20 protein-coding genes, 1 tRNA gene and 1 other RNA gene are annotated in these 17,117 nt (G+C 48.6%); 7 read left to right on the top strand and 15 right to left on the bottom strand.

Annotated elements, in window-relative coordinates:
• The first annotated feature begins 254 nt into the window (after positions 1–254).
• The gene (gene mdoC, locus OGY33_RS18845) at positions 255–1,415 is read left to right on the top strand and encodes a glucans biosynthesis protein MdoC (RefSeq protein ID WP_032942947.1); all 1,161 of its coding nucleotides are present in this window, start codon (positions 255–257) and stop codon (positions 1,413–1,415) included.
• A gap of 19 nt (positions 1,416–1,434) precedes the next feature.
• Here mdoC and OGY33_RS18840 read toward each other — a convergent pair whose 3' ends face one another.
• The 6 genes from OGY33_RS18840 to csgB form a co-directional block, all read right to left on the bottom strand.
• A complete protein-coding gene (locus tag OGY33_RS18840; protein ID WP_396133026.1) occupies positions 1,435–2,925 on the bottom strand; it encodes a phospholipase D family protein in 1,491 nt (496 codons plus the stop codon).
• A complete protein-coding gene (gene ymdB / locus OGY33_RS18835; RefSeq protein WP_003832103.1) occupies positions 2,858–3,400 on the bottom strand; it encodes an O-acetyl-ADP-ribose deacetylase in 543 nt (180 codons plus the stop codon). The genes OGY33_RS18840 and ymdB overlap by 68 nt, the downstream gene beginning before the upstream one ends.
• A gap of 100 nt (positions 3,401–3,500) precedes the next feature.
• Positions 3,501–3,821 carry a YmdA family protein gene (locus tag OGY33_RS18830; protein WP_057069114.1) on the bottom strand — a complete coding sequence of 107 codons (321 nt, stop codon included), beginning with the start codon at positions 3,819–3,821 and terminating at the stop codon, positions 3,501–3,503.
• Positions 3,822–3,971: 150 nt separating this feature from the next.
• Entirely contained in the window at positions 3,972–4,304 is a 333-nt protein-coding gene (gene csgC, locus OGY33_RS18825; protein WP_020996502.1) for a curli assembly chaperone CsgC, read from the bottom strand.
• A gap of 60 nt (positions 4,305–4,364) precedes the next feature.
• Positions 4,365–4,814 (bottom strand): curli major subunit CsgA, encoded by a 450-nt coding sequence (gene csgA, locus OGY33_RS18820; RefSeq protein ID WP_008784338.1) that lies wholly within the window; start codon positions 4,812–4,814, stop codon positions 4,365–4,367.
• Between the two features lie 40 nt (positions 4,815–4,854).
• On the bottom strand, positions 4,855–5,310 hold the full coding sequence (gene csgB / locus OGY33_RS18815; RefSeq protein ID WP_032941802.1) for a curli minor subunit CsgB: 456 nt from the start codon (positions 5,308–5,310) through the stop codon (positions 4,855–4,857).
• Between the two features lie 760 nt (positions 5,311–6,070).
• On the opposite strand from csgB, the gene csgD reads away from it, so the two are divergent.
• Genes csgD through csgG form a run of 4 tightly spaced genes read left to right on the top strand, consistent with a single transcriptional unit; the run spans position 6,071 to position 8,422 of the window.
• Complete coding sequence (csgD, locus tag OGY33_RS18810) at positions 6,071–6,721, top strand: biofilm master transcriptional regulator CsgD (RefSeq protein ID WP_003832092.1); 651 nt, start codon at positions 6,071–6,073, stop codon at positions 6,719–6,721.
• A gap of 4 nt (positions 6,722–6,725) precedes the next feature.
• Complete coding sequence (gene csgE / locus OGY33_RS18805; RefSeq protein WP_008784336.1) at positions 6,726–7,124, top strand: curli production assembly/transport protein CsgE; 399 nt, start codon at positions 6,726–6,728, stop codon at positions 7,122–7,124.
• Positions 7,125–7,149: 25 nt separating this feature from the next.
• The gene (csgF, locus tag OGY33_RS18800) at positions 7,150–7,563 is read left to right on the top strand and encodes a curli production assembly/transport protein CsgF (protein WP_003832089.1); all 414 of its coding nucleotides are present in this window, start codon (positions 7,150–7,152) and stop codon (positions 7,561–7,563) included.
• 25 nt (positions 7,564–7,588) lie between these two features.
• Positions 7,589–8,422, top strand: a complete 834-nt coding sequence (csgG, locus tag OGY33_RS18795) for a curli production assembly/transport protein CsgG (RefSeq protein WP_008784335.1) — start codon at positions 7,589–7,591, stop codon at positions 8,420–8,422.
• A gap of 36 nt (positions 8,423–8,458) precedes the next feature.
• Here the strand turns inward: csgG and OGY33_RS18790 are convergent, their stop codons facing one another.
• From OGY33_RS18790 to ghrA, 4 genes are all read right to left on the bottom strand, one after another.
• The gene (locus tag OGY33_RS18790; protein WP_191238639.1) at positions 8,459–8,950 is read right to left on the bottom strand and encodes a DUF1097 domain-containing protein; all 492 of its coding nucleotides are present in this window, start codon (positions 8,948–8,950) and stop codon (positions 8,459–8,461) included.
• A 101-nt stretch (positions 8,951–9,051) separates the two neighbouring features.
• Entirely contained in the window at positions 9,052–9,606 is a 555-nt protein-coding gene (locus OGY33_RS18785; protein WP_003832084.1) for a TorD/DmsD family molecular chaperone, read from the bottom strand.
• Positions 9,607–9,629: 23 nt separating this feature from the next.
• The gene (locus OGY33_RS18780) at positions 9,630–10,367 is read right to left on the bottom strand and encodes a phosphatase (RefSeq protein ID WP_008784332.1); all 738 of its coding nucleotides are present in this window, start codon (positions 10,365–10,367) and stop codon (positions 9,630–9,632) included.
• A 209-nt stretch (positions 10,368–10,576) separates the two neighbouring features.
• Entirely contained in the window at positions 10,577–11,515 is a 939-nt protein-coding gene (gene ghrA / locus OGY33_RS18775; protein WP_057067489.1) for a glyoxylate/hydroxypyruvate reductase GhrA, read from the bottom strand.
• 236 nt (positions 11,516–11,751) lie between these two features.
• Between ghrA and OGY33_RS18770 the strand changes: the two genes are divergently transcribed.
• Both OGY33_RS18770 and OGY33_RS18765 read left to right on the top strand, forming a co-directional pair.
• A tRNA-Ser gene (locus OGY33_RS18770) sits at positions 11,752–11,839 on the top strand.
• Positions 11,840–12,066: 227 nt separating this feature from the next.
• Positions 12,067–12,203, top strand: a non-coding RNA gene (locus OGY33_RS18765) — RtT sRNA.
• Positions 12,204–12,344: 141 nt separating this feature from the next.
• Here the strand turns inward: OGY33_RS18765 and phoH are convergent.
• The 5 genes from phoH to efeU all read right to left on the bottom strand — a co-directional run bounded on the left by phoH (position 12,345) and on the right by efeU (position 16,964).
• Positions 12,345–13,133: a phosphate starvation-inducible protein PhoH gene (gene phoH, locus OGY33_RS18760; RefSeq protein WP_032942942.1), complete on the bottom strand. Its 789-nt coding sequence runs from the start codon at positions 13,131–13,133 to the stop codon at positions 12,345–12,347.
• Positions 13,112–13,408 carry a hypothetical protein gene (locus OGY33_RS18755; protein WP_172111178.1) on the bottom strand — a complete coding sequence of 99 codons (297 nt, stop codon included), beginning with the start codon at positions 13,406–13,408 and terminating at the stop codon, positions 13,112–13,114. Before OGY33_RS18755 ends, phoH begins: the two co-directional genes overlap by 22 nt.
• A gap of 247 nt (positions 13,409–13,655) precedes the next feature.
• Positions 13,656–14,939 (bottom strand): iron uptake transporter deferrochelatase/peroxidase subunit, encoded by a 1,284-nt coding sequence (gene efeB, locus OGY33_RS18750; RefSeq protein WP_032942941.1) that lies wholly within the window; start codon positions 14,937–14,939, stop codon positions 13,656–13,658.
• Positions 14,940–14,944: 5 nt separating this feature from the next.
• Positions 14,945–16,072 (bottom strand): iron uptake system protein EfeO, encoded by a 1,128-nt coding sequence (gene efeO, locus OGY33_RS18745; RefSeq protein ID WP_008784327.1) that lies wholly within the window; start codon positions 16,070–16,072, stop codon positions 14,945–14,947.
• Positions 16,073–16,130: 58 nt separating this feature from the next.
• Positions 16,131–16,964 carry an iron uptake transporter permease EfeU gene (gene efeU / locus OGY33_RS18740; RefSeq protein WP_032942940.1) on the bottom strand — a complete coding sequence of 278 codons (834 nt, stop codon included), beginning with the start codon at positions 16,962–16,964 and terminating at the stop codon, positions 16,131–16,133.
• Positions 16,965–17,117: the final 153 nt, after the last annotated feature.

The raw sequence follows: 17,117 nt of genomic DNA, 5'->3' as shown, positions 1-17,117 counted from the left end.
TAATTAGTAAGCACTTCCCCCTTTGTGTGCTTATATTGATCCGATCCATTTTAATGGATAATCGGGTACTCCGACAACTGAATCCCTGTATTGTTCGCGCGCTGGCTCATGGTTTAAGCAGGTTCATCTGCCTGTTTTCACTTTGCGTGCTTATCCTGGAGACAGGTTGTTGGACTTCGTGTAGGGTTGCCCTCGAATGTAACCATTATTCGTCTTAGGGATAAGACGAAAAGTCTGAGAATACGTAACTGTCTATGAGCTCTGTATCACCACCACGTGAATATTTTCTTGACTCCATCCGTGCCTGGCTAATGTTGTTAGGGATCCCATTCCATATTTCATTGATCTACTCCACCCACACCTGGCACGTGAACAGCGCAGAACCGTCATGGTGGTTAACCCTTTTTAACGACTTTATCCATGCATTTCGCATGCAGGTCTTCTTTGTCATTTCAGGTTATTTTTCCTACATGCTTTTTTTGCGCTATCCGTTAAAACGCTGGTGGAAGGTGCGTGTAGAACGCGTGGGGATCCCTATGCTGACCGCGATTCCGCTGCTTACGCTGCCGCAATTTATCATGCTGCAATACGTGAAGGGAAAAGCAGACAGCTGGCATACCCTCAGCGGCTACGACAAATACAATGCGCTGGCCTGGGAACTGATTTCCCATCTGTGGTTTTTGCTGGTTCTGGTGGTGTTAACGACCCTGAGCATGTGGGTATTTACCCAGATGAAAAACAGACTATCGCGTGGAGACGGTACCCCTGCATCGGGGGTGTCAATGACCAAATTAACGCTGATTTTTATATTGTTGGGTGTCGGCTATGCCGCCGTCAGAAGAACGATTTTCATCCTCTACCCTTCGATTCTCAGCGATGGCATGTTTAATTTTATCGTTATGCAAACGCTGTTCTATGTGCCTTTCTTTATGCTCGGTGCGCTGGCGTTTATCAATCCGAATCTGAAAGCACTGTTTACCACGCCATCGCGCGGCTGCACGTTAGGCGCCGCATTCGCATTTGTCGCATACCTGCTCAATCAGCGTTACGGCAACGGCGATGCCTGGATGTATGAAACCGAATATGTCATTACCATGGTCATGGGGCTATGGATGGTGAACGTTGTCTTCTCGCTTGGCCACCGTTTACTGAATTTCCAGTCGGCTCGCGTGACCTATTTTGTCAACGCGTCGCTGTTCATCTATTTGGTGCACCACCCGCTAACGCTGTTTTTTGGCGCGTATATCACACCGCACATCAAGTCGAACCTGCTGGGTTTTCTCTGCGGTCTGCTTTTTGTGGTTGGAATTGCGGTCATTCTGTACGAAATCCATTTACGGATCCCGGTGCTGAAGTTTCTCTTTTCGGGTAAACCGCCCATTAAGCAGGATAAAAACAAGGCGGTTGCCGGTTAGTTTTCTTGCATTGAATGGTTCAGAGCAGCCATTCAATGGGCAGCACAGATGCAAGCCTCACCAGAATCCGCTTCCAGAATCCTGTAGCGGGTTCTTTTTTCAGTACCTGTTCGCTGCCAGAAAGCCGATCAACCCAGTTGATTCTGCCCCAACGGTCAAGACGTAGTTGCCAGGCCATATCACGCTGACTTTGCATAAAACGTTTATGAATCAACTCAGCCAGTACGTCACTCTCAATCACAAACCCCATTTCCGTATTGAGCAGCGTTGAACGGGGATCAAAATTAAGCGAACCGATAAACACTTTACGACCGTCAATACTGAAGGTTTTCGCATGCAGGCTGGAGCCTGAATTACCGGTTAATCCCCGGTCGTGTACTGCTGAAACGCGATCGCGGGTTGGTTTGAGCTCGTATAACTCCACGCCGTAGCGCAGGAGTTTTTTTCGCCAACGCGCATAGCCCGCGTGAACGACTGCGACATCATTCGCCGCCAGAGAATTAGTTAAAATTGCGATCTTAACGCCTTTTCTCACCAGTCTCAGGAGCTGCGCCACACCGGCGCGAGTTGGTACAAAGTAGGCGGAAATAATATCAATACGCTCGGTCGGAGATCCCATCACGTCAAACAAACGCTGCGGTAATAGTGAGTGGCGCGGCGCTTTCCCCTCTCCTTTTGCAGGATCATCACTCAGCAAGCGCGTTTTCGCCCAAATTAGCGGCAGCGACCTCTGATCGAGATGGGTCATAAACTGGCTGGTTTCCAGCTTATGTAGATAGCGACGCGTGATGTCATCGTTATACCAGGATTCAGGAAGTTCGATTTTTTGCGTAGAAGCTGGTTCAGCCACCTCAAGTACGTTTTGCAATGTTGAAACCGAGCGGCAGTGCCAGTAACGCTCAAAGTCGTCTGCAACATCCTGGACAACCGGTCCAATAGCCATAACGTCCAGATCGGAAAACAGTGGTTGTTCGCCTGCGCCAAAATAGGCATCGCCTATATTTCGCCCCCCCACAAGAGTTACGACGCCATCAGCGGTATAACTTTTGTTGTGCATACGTCGATTCAACCGCGCAAAATCGGTTAAATAGCCCAGGGCACGCAGGATGCGAAAGGAAAAGGGATTAAACAGGCGGACTTCAATATTAGGGTGATTGTCCAGCAAACGCAGCGTGTCATCCAGACCTGGCGTGTTGTTATCATCCAGCAACAAACGCACCCGGACGCCCCGCTTCGCTGCGGCCAGCAAAACGGAAAATAACAATAGCCCGGACATGTCGCTTTCCCAGATGTAATACTGAACATCCAGGGTACGTTCCGCCATTTCCGTCAACCGATAGCGAGCAGCAAACGCATCCAGGCTGTCATCCAACGTCAGAATGCCGCATTCTCCCGGGTGGTTTACGCATAGCGGCGTGATGGCACGCTCAAGTCGCGTCATATCAGTCCGTGCGTTCATCGCCTTGTTGGGTAAGTAATCTCTTGTAGAGTCGAGCGTTTTCTTCATCAAAGCACACGAAGTATATTTGATCGGGTAGCGTACGTCGGGTGATAAATTTCAACACCGTTTTCACCGCGATCTCTGCCGCTGCAGCACGTGGGTAACCATAAGCTCCGGTGCTTATAGCAGGAAAAGCAATGGATTGATAACCATTGGCTAAGGCCAGTTGCAATGTATTTAGATAGGCCTCTTCAAGTCGTTCAGCCTCGTGGTGATCACCGCCTTGCCAGACGGGTCCTACGGTGTGAATAACTGCTTTTGCCGGAAGCGCGCCAGCCAGCGTGATAACGGCATGCCCGGTCGGGCATTCTCCCTGTTGTTGTATAACCTGTTTGCAGGCCTCCAACAACGCAGGCCCGGCAGCACGATGAATCGCGCCATCGACTCCACCTCCTCCCAGTAACGAGGAGTTGGCCGCATTGACGATCACATCTACCGCGATCGTCGTAATGTCGCCCTGTAACACATGAACACGCGATTGCATAAGTTCCCCCTGACAAAACACTCTCCGTTAAGTGTACAGCAGGGTTTTCCTTGAAATCTCACTTTTTAGCCATAAGCGTGCATACCTACGCCAGAATGATTCATTTATATTCAATATTCAGAATAGCCATGCTTTTCTGTTCATTGAGGTAATGCATTTTCACCGTGGCAATTTGTTGCACACTCTGAGGCGCTGTCGTGACCTGTTGCAGGTCGTAGAGACTATTACTCATCGTGCCATCACGCATACATGACAATTCAATCTGTTGTTGTCGAGTGTTAACGTCGCAAGGTGCTTCAACTATTGCACCACGAAAATGAATAACCCCGCCGGGTAAGATTTGCGTCGCCATTGCGGGGAGGGTGAAAAGAGAAAAAGCCCACAAACCGGTATTTAAAATACGCTTTAATAATGTACACATAAGGGTTCCTCAATGATTAATCATCCTTGAGGGATCGCAATGATCCTTCACCGCTGCGAGTTACGATCAAATAAAACGTTTGTTCGTTTCTATATTCATAGAACAGCACTGCACTCCCAGCCACACCCTTAATGCAAATCCGGCAAAAAATTATGGGTGACTGTTTGAGTCAGGCCATTGTTGCGACAGATGCAGAGACTGCCCGTCAGAAACGGTAACGATAATTTTGACCGAATCCTCCGGTGAAATATTAAAGCTCATTTTTGTTAATTCAATTGGCCGATTAGCAGGGACCGAAAGGCTTGTTTTCTGCTGTGACTGACTTTGTCCGCCCTTTCCTTTACGTACGGCAAGGACTTGCACTTCACATACGCACGGTTGAGCTAATGTCACCTGAGGAATAATGGTGTACATGTCACCTTGCTGAGTTGTATTGAATGTTATTTGATTTGCCAACGCGGCAATGAGTAATAGCGTGTGCATAATATTCTCCCGAAAAAAAACAGGGCTTTCGCCCTGTTTATTATCAGTCAGAAAACTGAATTAGTGCTGGTTAGCTGTAGCATTGTTGCCATAACCAACCTGCTGAATCAGCACATTGGAGTCAGACGCTGTCTGATTAACCACAGCACCGTTACGACCACCGAACTGAGTTACGCTGATATCAGCATTTTTCGCATTCCACTGATTGATATCAGCACTGTTCTGGAAGCCGGTCTGTTTCAGGCTAATGGTACTGTCATCAGCACCTTGGCCGACGGTCGCACCGTTACCATGTCCGTGTTGTGTGATAGTCACGTCTGATTTACGTGCATCACTTTGCAGCGCATTCGCAACGTTACTAGAGCCAAATTGGTAAATACTCATTGAAGAGTCTGGGCCATAGTTGCTACCGCCACCATGATGATTACCGCCCCATTGCGGAACAACACCTGCCAGAGCACTGCCAGAAACTACGATTGCTGCGAATGCTGCCACTTTTAAAAGTTTCATGGTAAACCCCCATCGGATTGATTTAAACGTCGTTTATGGATTAGCGTTGAGTAACGCGAATTGCCATTTGCGACTGTCTCTGCACCACAACTGCTGTTTTTTGTGTACCGTACTGGGTAATATTGGCTTTATTACCAGAGCCTTTCTGGATAATCATCGCCGTATTACCGTAAGAGCTTTGTTTAATACTCGCATCATTAGAGCTACCCGTTTGATCAATATATGCAAAGTTATTTGATCCCGTCTGATCTGTTTTCGCCCGGTTACCTGAACCTTCTTGCGAAATGACCGACAATAACTTGGTGCCCTCCTGGCGAGTATTTGCACTATTAGCAGTACCAACCTGACCAATAATGGCTGCCTGATTAAATGAAGACTTACTTAATTCATTTACCGCAAAGTTATATTCTGAATTAGCTAAATCATAACTGGTTGCGGATGCAATCCCAGGCACACCCAGTATTGTAAACATCATAAATAACAACTTGTTTTTCATGTTGTCACCCTGGACCTGGTCGTACATGAAGTTAAATTAATTACCACTCAAATTGTTGTTAACATGACTTACATTTGTTAACGCCACGTTACGATGAAGAGTATGTCCGTGGAAACATTTTAAATAACTCACCCGCGAGTGGTATTTTTATATCCGGATTCACACCAAAGTACTAATTAACAGTGAATAACACCGCTTCAGGTCTGGCTTTTATTTTTATTTTGCTATCAGTAATGAATTTCTATGCAGTCACTGAGAAAGTGCATTTTGCACGATATCAGGGCCTCTCAGTACAACGTCGAGATAGACATCGGTACAAGTCGTGACAAAGGTCATTTTTTTCCATCTAAAATTGACCAACGTAAATTGAGACAAGAATTTTAGAATTCATTAGAAATCTAAAACTTAGCAATCATTAATTAACCAATTTAAAATCAATGAATTACTATAATTTGTATGATTTTTTAAATCTATGCAGCAAAGGTAAAATGTACAACTTTCCTATCAAATCTAAACTCTAATAAAACCACAAAATCACATTTTAATATATAATTTTACAAGTTGTTACATGTTTAACACTTGCTTTAAGATTTGTAATAGCTAGATTGAAATCAGTTGAAGTCCATTTGTTTTAATATTTTCACCCCTTTGGGTCGATATTTTATATCTACACAGCAGTGCAACATCTGTCAGTACTTCTGGTGCCTCTATTTTAGTAGAGACAGCTGTCAGGTGTGCGACTAAAAAGTGGAGTTTCATCATGTTTAATGAAGTCCATAGTATTCATGGTCATACATTATTGTTGATCACAAAACCTTCTTTGCAGGCAACTGCATTATTGCAGCATTTAAAACAATCACTGGCACTCACCGGAAAACTACATAATATTCAACGTTCTCTGGATGATATATCCTCCAGCTGCATTGTTTTACTGGATATGATGGAGGCAGATAAAAAACTGATCCATTACTGGCAAGATAATTTGAGTAGAAAAAACAACAATATAAAGACGTTATTGTTGAATACTCCTGATGATTACCCTTATCGGGATATCGAAAACTGGCCGCATATCAATGGTGTTTTTTACGCAACTGAAGACGAGCAGCGTGTCGTAAGCGGCTTGCAGGGTATCTTGCGCGGTGAATGTTACTTCACGCAAAAACTTGCCAGTTATCTGATCACGCACTCTGGAAATTATCGTTATAACAGCACGGAGTCGGCACTGCTGACGCACCGTGAAAAAGAGATCCTTAATAAATTGCGTATCGGCGCCTCAAATATTGAAATCGCTCGCTCACTGTTTATCAGTGAAAATACGGTAAAAACACATCTTTATAATCTTTTCAAAAAGATAGCTGTCAAAAACCGTACGCAGGCGGTCTCATGGGCCAATGATAACCTCAGGCGATAAAGCCATGAAACGGTATTTGACCTGGATTGTGGCAGCAAATTTATTCTTTGCTGCCGGGAGTCTGCACGCAGCGACAACCGTAGAGGTGGAGGTTCCCGGGCTGTTAACTGACCACACTGTCTCTTCAATCGGGCATGATTTTTATCGGGCCTTTAGTGATAAGTGGGAAAGCGAGTACACAGGAAACTTAACCATTAATGAAAGACCCAGTGCGCGTTGGGGAAGTTGGATCACCATAACGGTCAATCAGGACGTTATCTTCCAGACTTTTTTATTTCCGACGAAAAAAGACTTCGACAAAATTGTAGTCTTCGCATTGGCACAAACTGAGGAAGCATTAAATCGCCGGCAAATAGATCAAACACTATTAAGCACTAGCGATTTAGCGCGTGATGAATTCTAAAACATGATTTTGTCCGGAGGCTTTCATGCGTGTTAAACATGCAGTGGTTTTGCTCATGCTAATTTCACCATTAAGTTGGGCCGGAAACATGACGTTCCAGTTTCGCAACCCAAACTTTGGTGGCAACCCGAATAATGGTGCTTTTCTGTTGAACAGCGCCCAGGCCCAGAACTCATATAAAGATCCAAGCTATGACGATTACGGTATTGAAACCCCGTCAGCTCTGGATAACTTTACTCAGGCGATTCAGTCACAAATTCTCGGTGGCCTACTCACCAACATTAATACCGGTAAACCAGGAAGAATGGTGACCAATGATTTTATCATTGATATCGCCAACCGGGACGGACAACTGCAATTGAATGTCACCGACAGGAAATCGGGGAAAACTTCGACAATTGAAGTGTCGGGTTTACAAACACAGTCGACCGACTTCTAAGTTATAGCCACGAAAGGAAATAATCATGCAGCGTTTACTTATCATGGTGGCAGTAATTTTACTCAGCGGATGTTTAACAGCTCCGCCTCAAGAAGCCGCTAAGCCGACATTAATGCCCCGAGCCCAAAGCTATAAAGACTTGACGCATCTGCCTATGCCTACAGGTAAGATCTTTGTGTCGGTATACAACATTCAGGATGAGACTGGCCAATTTAAACCTTACCCGGCAAGTAACTTCTCAACCGCCGTCCCGCAAAGCGCCACGGCTATGCTTGTCACCGCATTGAAAGATTCTCGTTGGTTCATCCCACTGGAACGTCAGGGGTTACAGAACTTGCTTAACGAACGCAAAATCATTCGTGCAGCTCAGGAAAACGGTACGGTTGCGATTAATAACCGGATCCCGCTACAGTCCCTGACCGCGGCAAACGTCATGGTGGAAGGATCAATTATCGGTTATGAAAGCAACGTTAAATCGGGTGGTGTCGGTGCACGTTATTTTGGTATTGGCGCCGATACGCAATACCAGCTCGACCAGATAGCGGTAAACCTGCGCGTAGTTAACGTCAGCACCGGTGAGATCCTGTCGTCAGTGAATACCAGTAAAACCATTCTGTCTTATGAAGTACAGGCTGGGGTGTTCCGCTTTATTGACTACCAGCGTCTGTTGGAAGGTGAAATTGGCTACACCTCTAACGAACCGGTTATGCTTTGTCTGATGTCAGCGATTGAAACGGGCGTTATCTTCCTGATTAATGACGGCATCGATCGCGGATTGTGGGATTTGCAGGATAAGAAACAAGTTGATAATGACATCCTGGTTAAATACCGTCATATGTCGGTACCGCCAGAATCCTGATGGGTCTATACAGCATAAAAAGCGTGAGGAAAACCCTCACGCTTTTTTATTTACTGGTCGCGTCGACGATATTCTATTTTCACGGCGAGATGCCAGCCACAGACCACTGTTTTTCATTGCATAGCCGAATACGAGGCCCAGTGCCAGTGACGGTACAACCAGTCGCCAGTCGCCCTGCCCTGCAAATGTTGCACATGCGCCAATGAACGTGCCCGGTACAAATGAAAGCAGCCATTGCTTTGCCTGGATACACATCAGAAACGCGACAATTCCTGTCATGACATAACCAATAATGTCCATATGCGGAGCAAGCGCACTACCGTTAATAATCACCAACGCCCACACCACACCGCTTAGCAGCGTACACGCCGAGATCCACAGTCCTTTTAACCCACCTTGCGGGCAGGCGAAATAAGCCGTGCAACCCAGAAAGCCAGCCCAACTGAGTAAACCAAGAGAAACGGCCACCCATCCCCAGATCCCGGAGAGAATGCCCGTTGTGATTGCAATTGAGAGAAGTATGTTCATGCCGCGCATCTTAGCAGAAAAACGGCATGGTAATGAGATCGCGCACACAATTTATGCAAGCTTATAAATTGAGTTGCACTTTTAAGTGACGTAGGTCACATTTATTCGTCTGTATCTTCCTGCAATTCGTCCCACATCGCACCAATGGCATCACGCGTCAGCGGTGCTATCGTACGCCAGAAAGGCGTGTTCGCGTGCGCTTCAACTTTACCAAGGAACGTACCGCACCAGGGCAGCAAGTAGTCTACAAACAAGGTTTCAAGCGCCTCACTTTCATCTTCCGCAGACTGGTCCTCAAGCCATGAAGCCGCCAGCAACAGCGTACCAATGTGATCTGCCGGTGTATCAGCAAGCGGCATGCCCCGGGCTGAAAGAAATGCACGAACATCGGATTCTTTCGCCCCTTCTACCCAGGCACTACGATAAGGCGGCACTGCACACTCGTCACCGACAAACAGCGCGTTGTAATCTGCAGCCAACTGGGGCATATCGCAGCTCTTCTGTAAACGGGTGAGCAGTTCGTCCTGTTCCAGCGGCCAGTTGGCGGACAGTTTACCTTCACTAATCAGGGTAAACAGGGGAACCAGTAAAGGGTCCTGCGGTTGGCGGTAAAACAGCGAGCCCAGTACACGACACAGGATAGAAAACTCGTTCATTGATATATTCCAGTTAGTAACAATTACAGTTCAGCAAATTCCGCGATCGGCTCCATGCCTCGCGATTCCAGAAACGCCAATAGACGTTTAGGTGTGACGTTTAAAATTCTGTCTTCAGGGAAATTAACATCATCCAGGATTTTACGGCATTCGCCAAATTCTCCCAGCGTGAAAGCGGTATGTGAATCCGACCCTAACGCCACCCATCCACCAGCATCACGCACAGCCGCAGCAACCGCACGGCAATTATCCTCACTGCCCTTACGCGAATGCAAAAACGAAGAGTTATTGATTTCCAGTGCAACCTGGTACTTTGCCGCCGCCTGCGCAATTGCTTTAATATCAACAGGATATTTGGGATTTCCCGGATGACTTATGATGTGCACATTACCGCTGGCCATCGTAGCTATCATTGCCTGGGTATTGGTGTCTTTATCGTGAGGTGCAAAAACCGGCTCATGGAAGCCCGCAATAATGAGGTCCAGGGAGGTAAACATCGGACCTGAACAGTCAATTTCACCTTCAATATTCTTAATATTGGCTTCTATTCCGCGCAGGATCCCCACGCCATCCACGACACGTGGCCAAATACGCATATTGATAAAGTGCCAGTGGTGAGGCGCATCCGCCATGTCCGGTCCATGATCGGTAATGGCAAATAGCTTGATGCCTTTGCGACGAGCTTCCGCGATGTAATCACTTAAGGTGCTGTAGGCGTGGGTGCTGGCGACGGTATGCATATGCAGGTCAACGGGATACATAACTCTCTCCTGTAGTCATTTTCCGTCAAGGATAGCAGGTATCGCCGCCATTAATACCCTAAAATTCGAGTCGCAGGCAGGTGGCAAGGGAGTGATACCTGAATCACTTACTTACGTAGGTGATTCAGGTGAACAACCGTAGCCAACGCACATGCAGCTTGAAGTATGACGGGTATTTTAGCTGAAACCCGGTACTTGCCGGGTTACCATCAATATCCCCGAACGCGATTGACCTGACCTGTTACGACTTGCCCGCTCTCCAGGTTCATAATCGTGCGGGAGATATAGTCCACCGCTTCTGCCGGACGGGTAACTGCGGCAATATGTGGCGTCATCGCCACACGCGGATGTTTCCATAATGGGCTGTTTTCTGGCAGCGGTTCACGACTATAAACATCCAGCATGGCCCCCTTCACCTTGCCGCTTTCCAGCGATGCCAGAAGATCGTCTTCATTGAGATGAACACCGCGTGCAAGGTTCAGCACGTAGGCGCCATCCTGCAATTGGCTAAGTAAATCAGCGTTAATAATGCCTACGGTTTCTGCCGTATTAGGCAGAAGGTTGATCAGCACGCGAGTTTGACTCAAAAACGCGCCCAGTTCCTCAGTACCGGCGAAGCTTTCCACGCCAGACCAGGATTTACGCGTACGACTCCAGCAGCGCAGTGGGAATCCCCATGCCTGCAGGCTTTCGGCAACTTTTGCGCCCAATACCCCAGCCCCCATGATCCCGACGGTAAACTCCTCGCGAGTATATTCTGGCAACGGCTGCCATTTCGCCTGATTTTTCAATGCTTGATAATCATCAAAGCGACGAAACCAGTGCAGCACCTGACTGACAGCATATTCCTGCATTTGCAGGCCCATACCCGTATCTTCCAGACGGAAAAGCGGGATCGACGCATCCAACATTTCCGGATGAGCATTGAGTTTACTGAGAATAGAATCGACACCCGCTCCCAGCGCAAATACGGCTTTTAATTTTCGTCCTGCGAGCATTTCAACCGGCGGATGCCAGACCAGCGCATAGTCAGCATGTGCATTATCACCCGCTTTCCACTCACGTACGTTCGCACCAGGTATTGCCTTTGCCAACGCATTAATCCACCAGGTCGTATCGAATGTTGGGTGATAGAAAATTATATCCATATTGTCTCCTGAACATTGTTGTGCGGAACTTTCTCGCACTTATTATCATCATTTTTCGAGGGAACATCAGAGTAGCAAATTTTAGGATGCTGGCAAAAAAAACAATTCCCGCTTATTTATGCTCCATGTTGCTTGAAGTTTGTGTAAATGCACATTTTTTTCAAAAAGTTGATTGACGGCGGGGCGGTGTTTCCCCTACATTAGCGCCCGTTCCGGTAGCACAGGAACAACAATATGGTGAGGTGTCCGAGTGGCTGAAGGAGCACGCCTGGAAAGTGTGTATACGGCAACGTATCGGGGGTTCGAATCCCCCCCTCACCGCCATATTTTAAGAAGAGCTCGTACGCAAGTACGGGCTTTTTTTTCGCATGTTGCACATCTACGGGGGGATGAGAAGCCCCGACCGGGGTTCGACTACTGGCGCAGCCAGYTGGACAGACCGGGAGCGCAGCGAACGGGCTGCCCCGCAGGGGCGAGCAAAGCGAGTCAATCCCCCCCTCACCGCCATATTTTAAGAAGAGCTCGTACGAAAGTACGGGCTTTTTTTTCGCATGTTGCACATCTACGGGGGGATGAGAAGCCCCGACCGGGGTTCGACTGCTGGCGCAGCCAGCTGGACAGACCGCGAACGGAGTGAGTGGGCTGCCCGAAGGGCGAGCGAAGCGAGTCAATCCCCCCCTCACCGCCATATTTTAAGAAGAGCTCGTACGCAAGTACGGGCTTTTTTTCGCATATTGCACATCTGCGGGGGATGAGAAGCCCCGACCGGTCATGTACTGGCGTCAAACAACAAAGCCCGGTTTCCCGGGCCTTGAAGACGGAGTACTTATCAGTTGTAAGCGTTGAGCGTCCGCTGACAGAGCGCAGAGCGGACGCAATCGTCTTTATTGAAACGAACAATCCCAACCATCTCATCTTCTTCGAAACGGGCCAGCGCATCGCTAAGCCCTGAGCGAACGTGGGCTGGTAGATCGCACTGGGTCACATCCCCATTCACAATCACCGTCACATTCTCCCCGAGGCGGGTCAAAAACATCTTCATTTGCGCAGCAGTGACGTTCTGAGCCTCGTCAAGAATGACCACTGCATTTTCAAAGGTACGTCCACGCATATAGGCGAACGGCGCGATTTCCACCTTACCAATCTCAGGTCGCAGGCAATATTGCATGAAGGAGGCTCCCAGCCGTTTGACAAGCACGTCATACACGGGGCGAAAATAGGGAGCAAACTTCTCGGAAACATCTCCAGGTAAGAAGCCGAGGTCTTCATCAGCTTGCAGAACTGGACGGGTTACAATGATCCTGTCCACATCTTTATGGATCAGGGCCTCTGCTGCTTTTGCCGCGCTGATCCAGGTTTTACCACACCCGGCTTCACCGGTGGCGAAGATCAGCTGTTTACTCTCGATAGCATTCAGGTAGTGCGCCTGAGCTTCATTCCGCGCCGTGATTGGCGAGGCGTCGCGACTGTCACGCGCCATACCAATCGTTTCTACGCCGCCCATCTGCACAAGCGAGGTGACCGATTCATCTTCACGTTGCTTATGGCTACGCGAATCCCGCCTCAGCACACGTTTTGCTTCACGACGAGCTTTGATCACTGCTTTTTGTCTTCCCATGGATAGCACCTTGAGTTGTAGGTATACATCACACGCGCCGTTGGCGGCACGATTATGCGCACGAACATCTGAGGGTTGGCTTCCTTGTAAGCCATTGCTTGCTTTCGGATAAGACGCCACGCACAGCTACGCGCACCGTACAGGGCGTCAGTTGCGAAGATAAGAAGTGAATGAGAGAGAGATTTAGCGGTGACGAGGAGGCTACCGGAAGAGAAACGTCCGCGTAAGGTACTGCTGTTACTGTGAAAAACGTGTCCAATACAGGACTTTTCCATTCGCGATCTCCATAGTGAATGACAATCACCGCCGGGAACTACCGCTATTACTTATAAGTACATCATAACCTTTCGCTAATGCAACAATATTTGTACTTGTTGTTAACTTAAATTCTATCTTATCACCAGAGACAGTCTCTTGCAGAAAGATGACAGAATTATTTCAGTCGCATACCGATCATAAAAAATAGTTTGTTCCTTCATCAAGATGTCAGGAAAAACCCCGCTGTACTGCGGGGCATAATCATCAGGCTTCAAGCAGAGACTGTCCCAGATAATTATCTGCAGTTTTAACACCCGGCAAAGCAAAGAAATATCCCCCACCAATCGGTTTGACATATTCTTCCAGCGCTTCACCGTTCAGACGTTTCTGCACTGTCAAAAAACCTTTTTCCAGATCGTGTTGATAGCAGACAAACAACAGCCCCATATCCAGTTGACCGGAATTAGTCACACCGAGCGAATAACTGTAGCCACGACGCATCATCAGGCTGGAGTCGGTCTCTTTCGTACGCGGATTTGCGAGACGGATATGGCTGTCGAGCGCAATCACCTCGCCTTCAGGATCCCTGGCATAGTCAGGCACATCATGCTCATGCTGCATACCCAGCGGTGCGCCGGTGTGTTTATCGCGACCAAAAATCGTTTGCTGCTCTTTCAGCGGCGTACGATCCCAGAACTCAACGCGAAACTGAATGAGCCTGACGGCCTGATAGCTTCCGCCTTGTGCCCAGGCAGGCTCGCCCTGCCCGTCCGTAACCCACACCACGTCTTGCATCAACTTCGCATCCGTAGCGTCCGGATTCGCGGTGCCGTCTTTAAAGCCAAGCAAATTGACCGGGGTCTCTTTGCCTTTACTGCGTGCGGCGTGGTCGGAAATAAAACCTTCACGTTTCCAGCGCACGCTAAGGAGATCGGGCGTATGTTTAATGATATCGCGCAACGCGTGGATGACGGTGTCCTGGGTGTTGGCACAAATCTGCAGCAGCACATCGCCATGGCACAGCGCCGCATCCAGCGAATCATTCGGGAAACGGGTCATTTTTTGCAGCTTTTTCGGCATCTGCGATTTCAGTCCATAGCGTTCATCAAACAGCGAGGAGCCGACTGACAACGTCATCGTCAGGTTGTCTGGCGCAATGTATGCGCCGAGGATACCTGAATCCATAGGGGGGAGACGCGGATTCGGCGTATCCGGCGCCGGTCCACCGGTGGTCAGAAACGCAAATCGGCTGGTCAGCAACCGGAATAAACGTTCAAGATCGGCCTTATCGCTGGCGAGAACATCGAACGCCACCAGCATCATTGATGCCTGCTGCGGCGTCAGGATCCCCGCCTGATGCTGACCATAAAACGGCTGCGCTTCACTACGTGCATCCGGAGACAACGTGCCCGGCGCGCTTTGTGGTTTTTGCGCGTGGGCAACCGGACACCCACCCGCCAGCGCCAGCGCCCCACCCAGGGCGCCCATCCCTTTCAGTAAACGTCGGCGTGACGGTTCGCTCACGCCGTTTTCATTATCTTGCTGCATAGTGCTTAATCCAGACCCAGAACACCGCGTAATTGCGACAAATCTTCTGCCAGCGTCGTGATTGGCCCTTTCAGTGCATTACGATCGGCGTCAGTCAGTTTGTCATAGGTTTCAAAGCCGTCTTTGGTACGGTACTTGCTCAGAATGGTATCGACCTTTTTGAAGTTCGCATCCACCTTCGCAAGCAGTTCAGCATTGGATTTTTGCAACTGAGGACGCAAGAGATCGACAATTTTCTGCGCACCATCGACGTTAGCCTGGAAATCCCACAGATCGGTATGGCTATAGCGATCTTCTTCCCCACTGATTTTGCTGGCAGCAACTTCTTCAATCAGTCCTGCTGCCCCGCCAACAACTTTAGACGGTGGGAAAGCCAGCTCGCTAATACGCGTTTGCAGGTCAAGAACATCGCTGTTTAATTGGTCGGCGTACTTATCCATACCTTTGGTGGTATTGTCGCCAAACAGCGCTTTCTCCAGGCGGTGGAAGCCGGTGAATTTAGGATCGGCGGCTTTTTGTTCGTAATCATCTTCCCGCGCATCGATGCTGCCGTCGAGATCGGAGAACAGTTCAGCAATCGGTTCAATACGCTCATAATGCTGACGGGTTGGCGCATACAGCGATTTCGCTTTTTCCAGATCGCCTGCCTTAATCGCATCGGTAAAGGCTTTAGTGCCCGCAACCAACTGCGCGGTTTCGGCTGTCACATAGGCTTTGTATTCGGTAATCGCGCCGCTCAGACTCAGCAGAGCCTCGCTTTGCGCGGCATCCGCCGTTGCGCTACCTTTTACGATCAGTTTGCCTTTCGGGTTAGTCAACAGACCGCAGGTCATATCATATTCGCCAGGCTGGAGGTTAGCGGTCATTTTCTGGCTAAAGCCTGGTGCAATGTTTTCGCGCTCTTCAACCACCATAACGCCTTTGAGGATCTCCCACTCCAGCGCTTTCTGGCTATGGTTCTGGATGATGAACTGCGTTTTCCCGGCATTAACCGTGATAGTCATCGGTTCACATTGTTTGTCGTTAACCGTGACTTTCACCTGCGGAATATCGGCAGCTTGTGCATTAAAAGCGGAGGCAAACAGCGCGGCGATACCTAGCTGCAGCGCACTACGGCGAAAATTAAACGTCATAACCTATCCCTATAAATAAGTATGTTGTAACTAAAAAGTATTCTGCATCGCGTTTTTATCAAGGTGCGGTACGCGATGCCGTAGTGCCTGAACGCGGCGGTAACGCAAACATAACCAACGCCGGAATCAGGTAGATAAACCAAACAGCGACTTCACTAACGCTTGGCGCTTCCTGATAGCCGAAAATGCCTTCCATCAATGTGCCAAACAGCGAATGCGTCGACAGCACACTGCTCAGGTCAAACGCCACATCCTGAAAATGATTCCACAACCCAGCTTCGTGGAAAGCGCGGATCGCCCCAGCGGCAAGACCGGCAGCCACCAGCAAAATGAACAGGCTGGTCCATTTAAAGAATGCCCCGAGGTTGAGGCGAATACCGCCGAGGTAAATCAGGTAACCCAGTACCACCGCGGTAGCCAGTCCCAGCATCGCGCCTAACGGCGGCCAGATACCTACATCCTGCTGGAATGCTGCCAGCAGGAAGAACACCGACTCCAGCCCTTCTCGGGCAACGGCAAAAAAGACCATCATTACCAGCGCCCAGCCGTGATGGTTGCCACGTTGCAACGCGTTATCGACAGCCTGTTCAAGCTGGACTTTGACGTTGCGCGAAACTTTACGCATCCAGAACACCATCCAGGTAAGGATCACCACGGCAATGACCGCCACGATGCCTTCAAACAGCTCCTGTTCTTTTTGCGGAAATTCACCGGTGGTTTCGTTGATGAAAATCCCTAACGCCAGGCATAACGCCGCCGCCAGCAGAACACCAATCCACATCACACCAATCCATCGACCACGCTGAGTCCGTTTCAGGTAGCTGGCAATCAGGCTGACAATCAGCGCGGCCTCTAACCCTTCGCGCAACATAATTAGAAATGGAACAAACATGCGAAGAACCCTTAAACGTTATTCTCGGTCAATTGATGAAAAGAAAAGTAAATTACAGTGATAGTGATTATCATTACAGCAAAGAAAAACTCAAGCAGAATGTTTTGAGAATGATGACTGAATGTAAAAAGCCAGGCGGGTAATGGTTATAGC

Origin of the sequence: Citrobacter sp. Cpo032, from assembly GCF_030332975.1 — a bacterium.
Classification (GTDB): Bacteria; Pseudomonadota; Gammaproteobacteria; order Enterobacterales; family Enterobacteriaceae; genus Citrobacter; species Citrobacter portucalensis.
This window is presented reverse-complemented; position numbering and strand designations above follow the sequence as displayed.

Excerpts from the sequence above, each read along its gene's own strand:
- ymdB (WP_003832103.1), bottom strand. The coding sequence starts at position 3,400 with ATGCAATCGCGTGTTCATGTGTTACAGGGCGACATTACGACGATCGCG.
- efeB (WP_032942941.1), bottom strand. The coding sequence starts at position 14,939 with ATGCAGCAAGATAATGAAAACGGCGTGAGCGAACCGTCACGCCGACGT.
- OGY33_RS18780 (WP_008784332.1), bottom strand. The coding sequence starts at position 10,367 with ATGTATCCCGTTGACCTGCATATGCATACCGTCGCCAGCACCCACGCC.
- OGY33_RS18755 (WP_172111178.1), bottom strand. The coding sequence starts at position 13,408 with ATGGAAAAGTCCTGTATTGGACACGTTTTTCACAGTAACAGCAGTACC.
- csgG (WP_008784335.1), top strand. The coding sequence starts at position 7,589 with ATGCAGCGTTTACTTATCATGGTGGCAGTAATTTTACTCAGCGGATGT.
- OGY33_RS18785 (WP_003832084.1), bottom strand. The coding sequence starts at position 9,606 with ATGAACGAGTTTTCTATCCTGTGTCGTGTACTGGGCTCGCTGTTTTAC.
- csgB (WP_032941802.1), bottom strand. The coding sequence starts at position 5,310 with ATGAAAAACAAGTTGTTATTTATGATGTTTACAATACTGGGTGTGCCT.
- csgA (WP_008784338.1), bottom strand. The coding sequence starts at position 4,814 with ATGAAACTTTTAAAAGTGGCAGCATTCGCAGCAATCGTAGTTTCTGGC.
- OGY33_RS18790 (WP_191238639.1), bottom strand. The coding sequence starts at position 8,950 with ATGAACATACTTCTCTCAATTGCAATCACAACGGGCATTCTCTCCGGG.
- efeO (WP_008784327.1), bottom strand. The coding sequence starts at position 16,072 with ATGACGTTTAATTTTCGCCGTAGTGCGCTGCAGCTAGGTATCGCCGCG.
- csgC (WP_020996502.1), bottom strand. The coding sequence starts at position 4,304 with ATGCACACGCTATTACTCATTGCCGCGTTGGCAAATCAAATAACATTC.
- csgD (WP_003832092.1), top strand. The coding sequence starts at position 6,071 with ATGTTTAATGAAGTCCATAGTATTCATGGTCATACATTATTGTTGATC.
- efeU (WP_032942940.1), bottom strand. The coding sequence starts at position 16,964 with ATGTTTGTTCCATTTCTAATTATGTTGCGCGAAGGGTTAGAGGCCGCG.
- OGY33_RS18830 (WP_057069114.1), bottom strand. The coding sequence starts at position 3,821 with ATGTGTACATTATTAAAGCGTATTTTAAATACCGGTTTGTGGGCTTTT.
- csgE (WP_008784336.1), top strand. The coding sequence starts at position 6,726 with ATGAAACGGTATTTGACCTGGATTGTGGCAGCAAATTTATTCTTTGCT.
- phoH (WP_032942942.1), bottom strand. The coding sequence starts at position 13,133 with ATGGGAAGACAAAAAGCAGTGATCAAAGCTCGTCGTGAAGCAAAACGT.
- ghrA (WP_057067489.1), bottom strand. The coding sequence starts at position 11,515 with ATGGATATAATTTTCTATCACCCAACATTCGATACGACCTGGTGGATT.
- csgF (WP_003832089.1), top strand. The coding sequence starts at position 7,150 with ATGCGTGTTAAACATGCAGTGGTTTTGCTCATGCTAATTTCACCATTA.
- mdoC (WP_032942947.1), top strand. The coding sequence starts at position 255 with ATGAGCTCTGTATCACCACCACGTGAATATTTTCTTGACTCCATCCGT.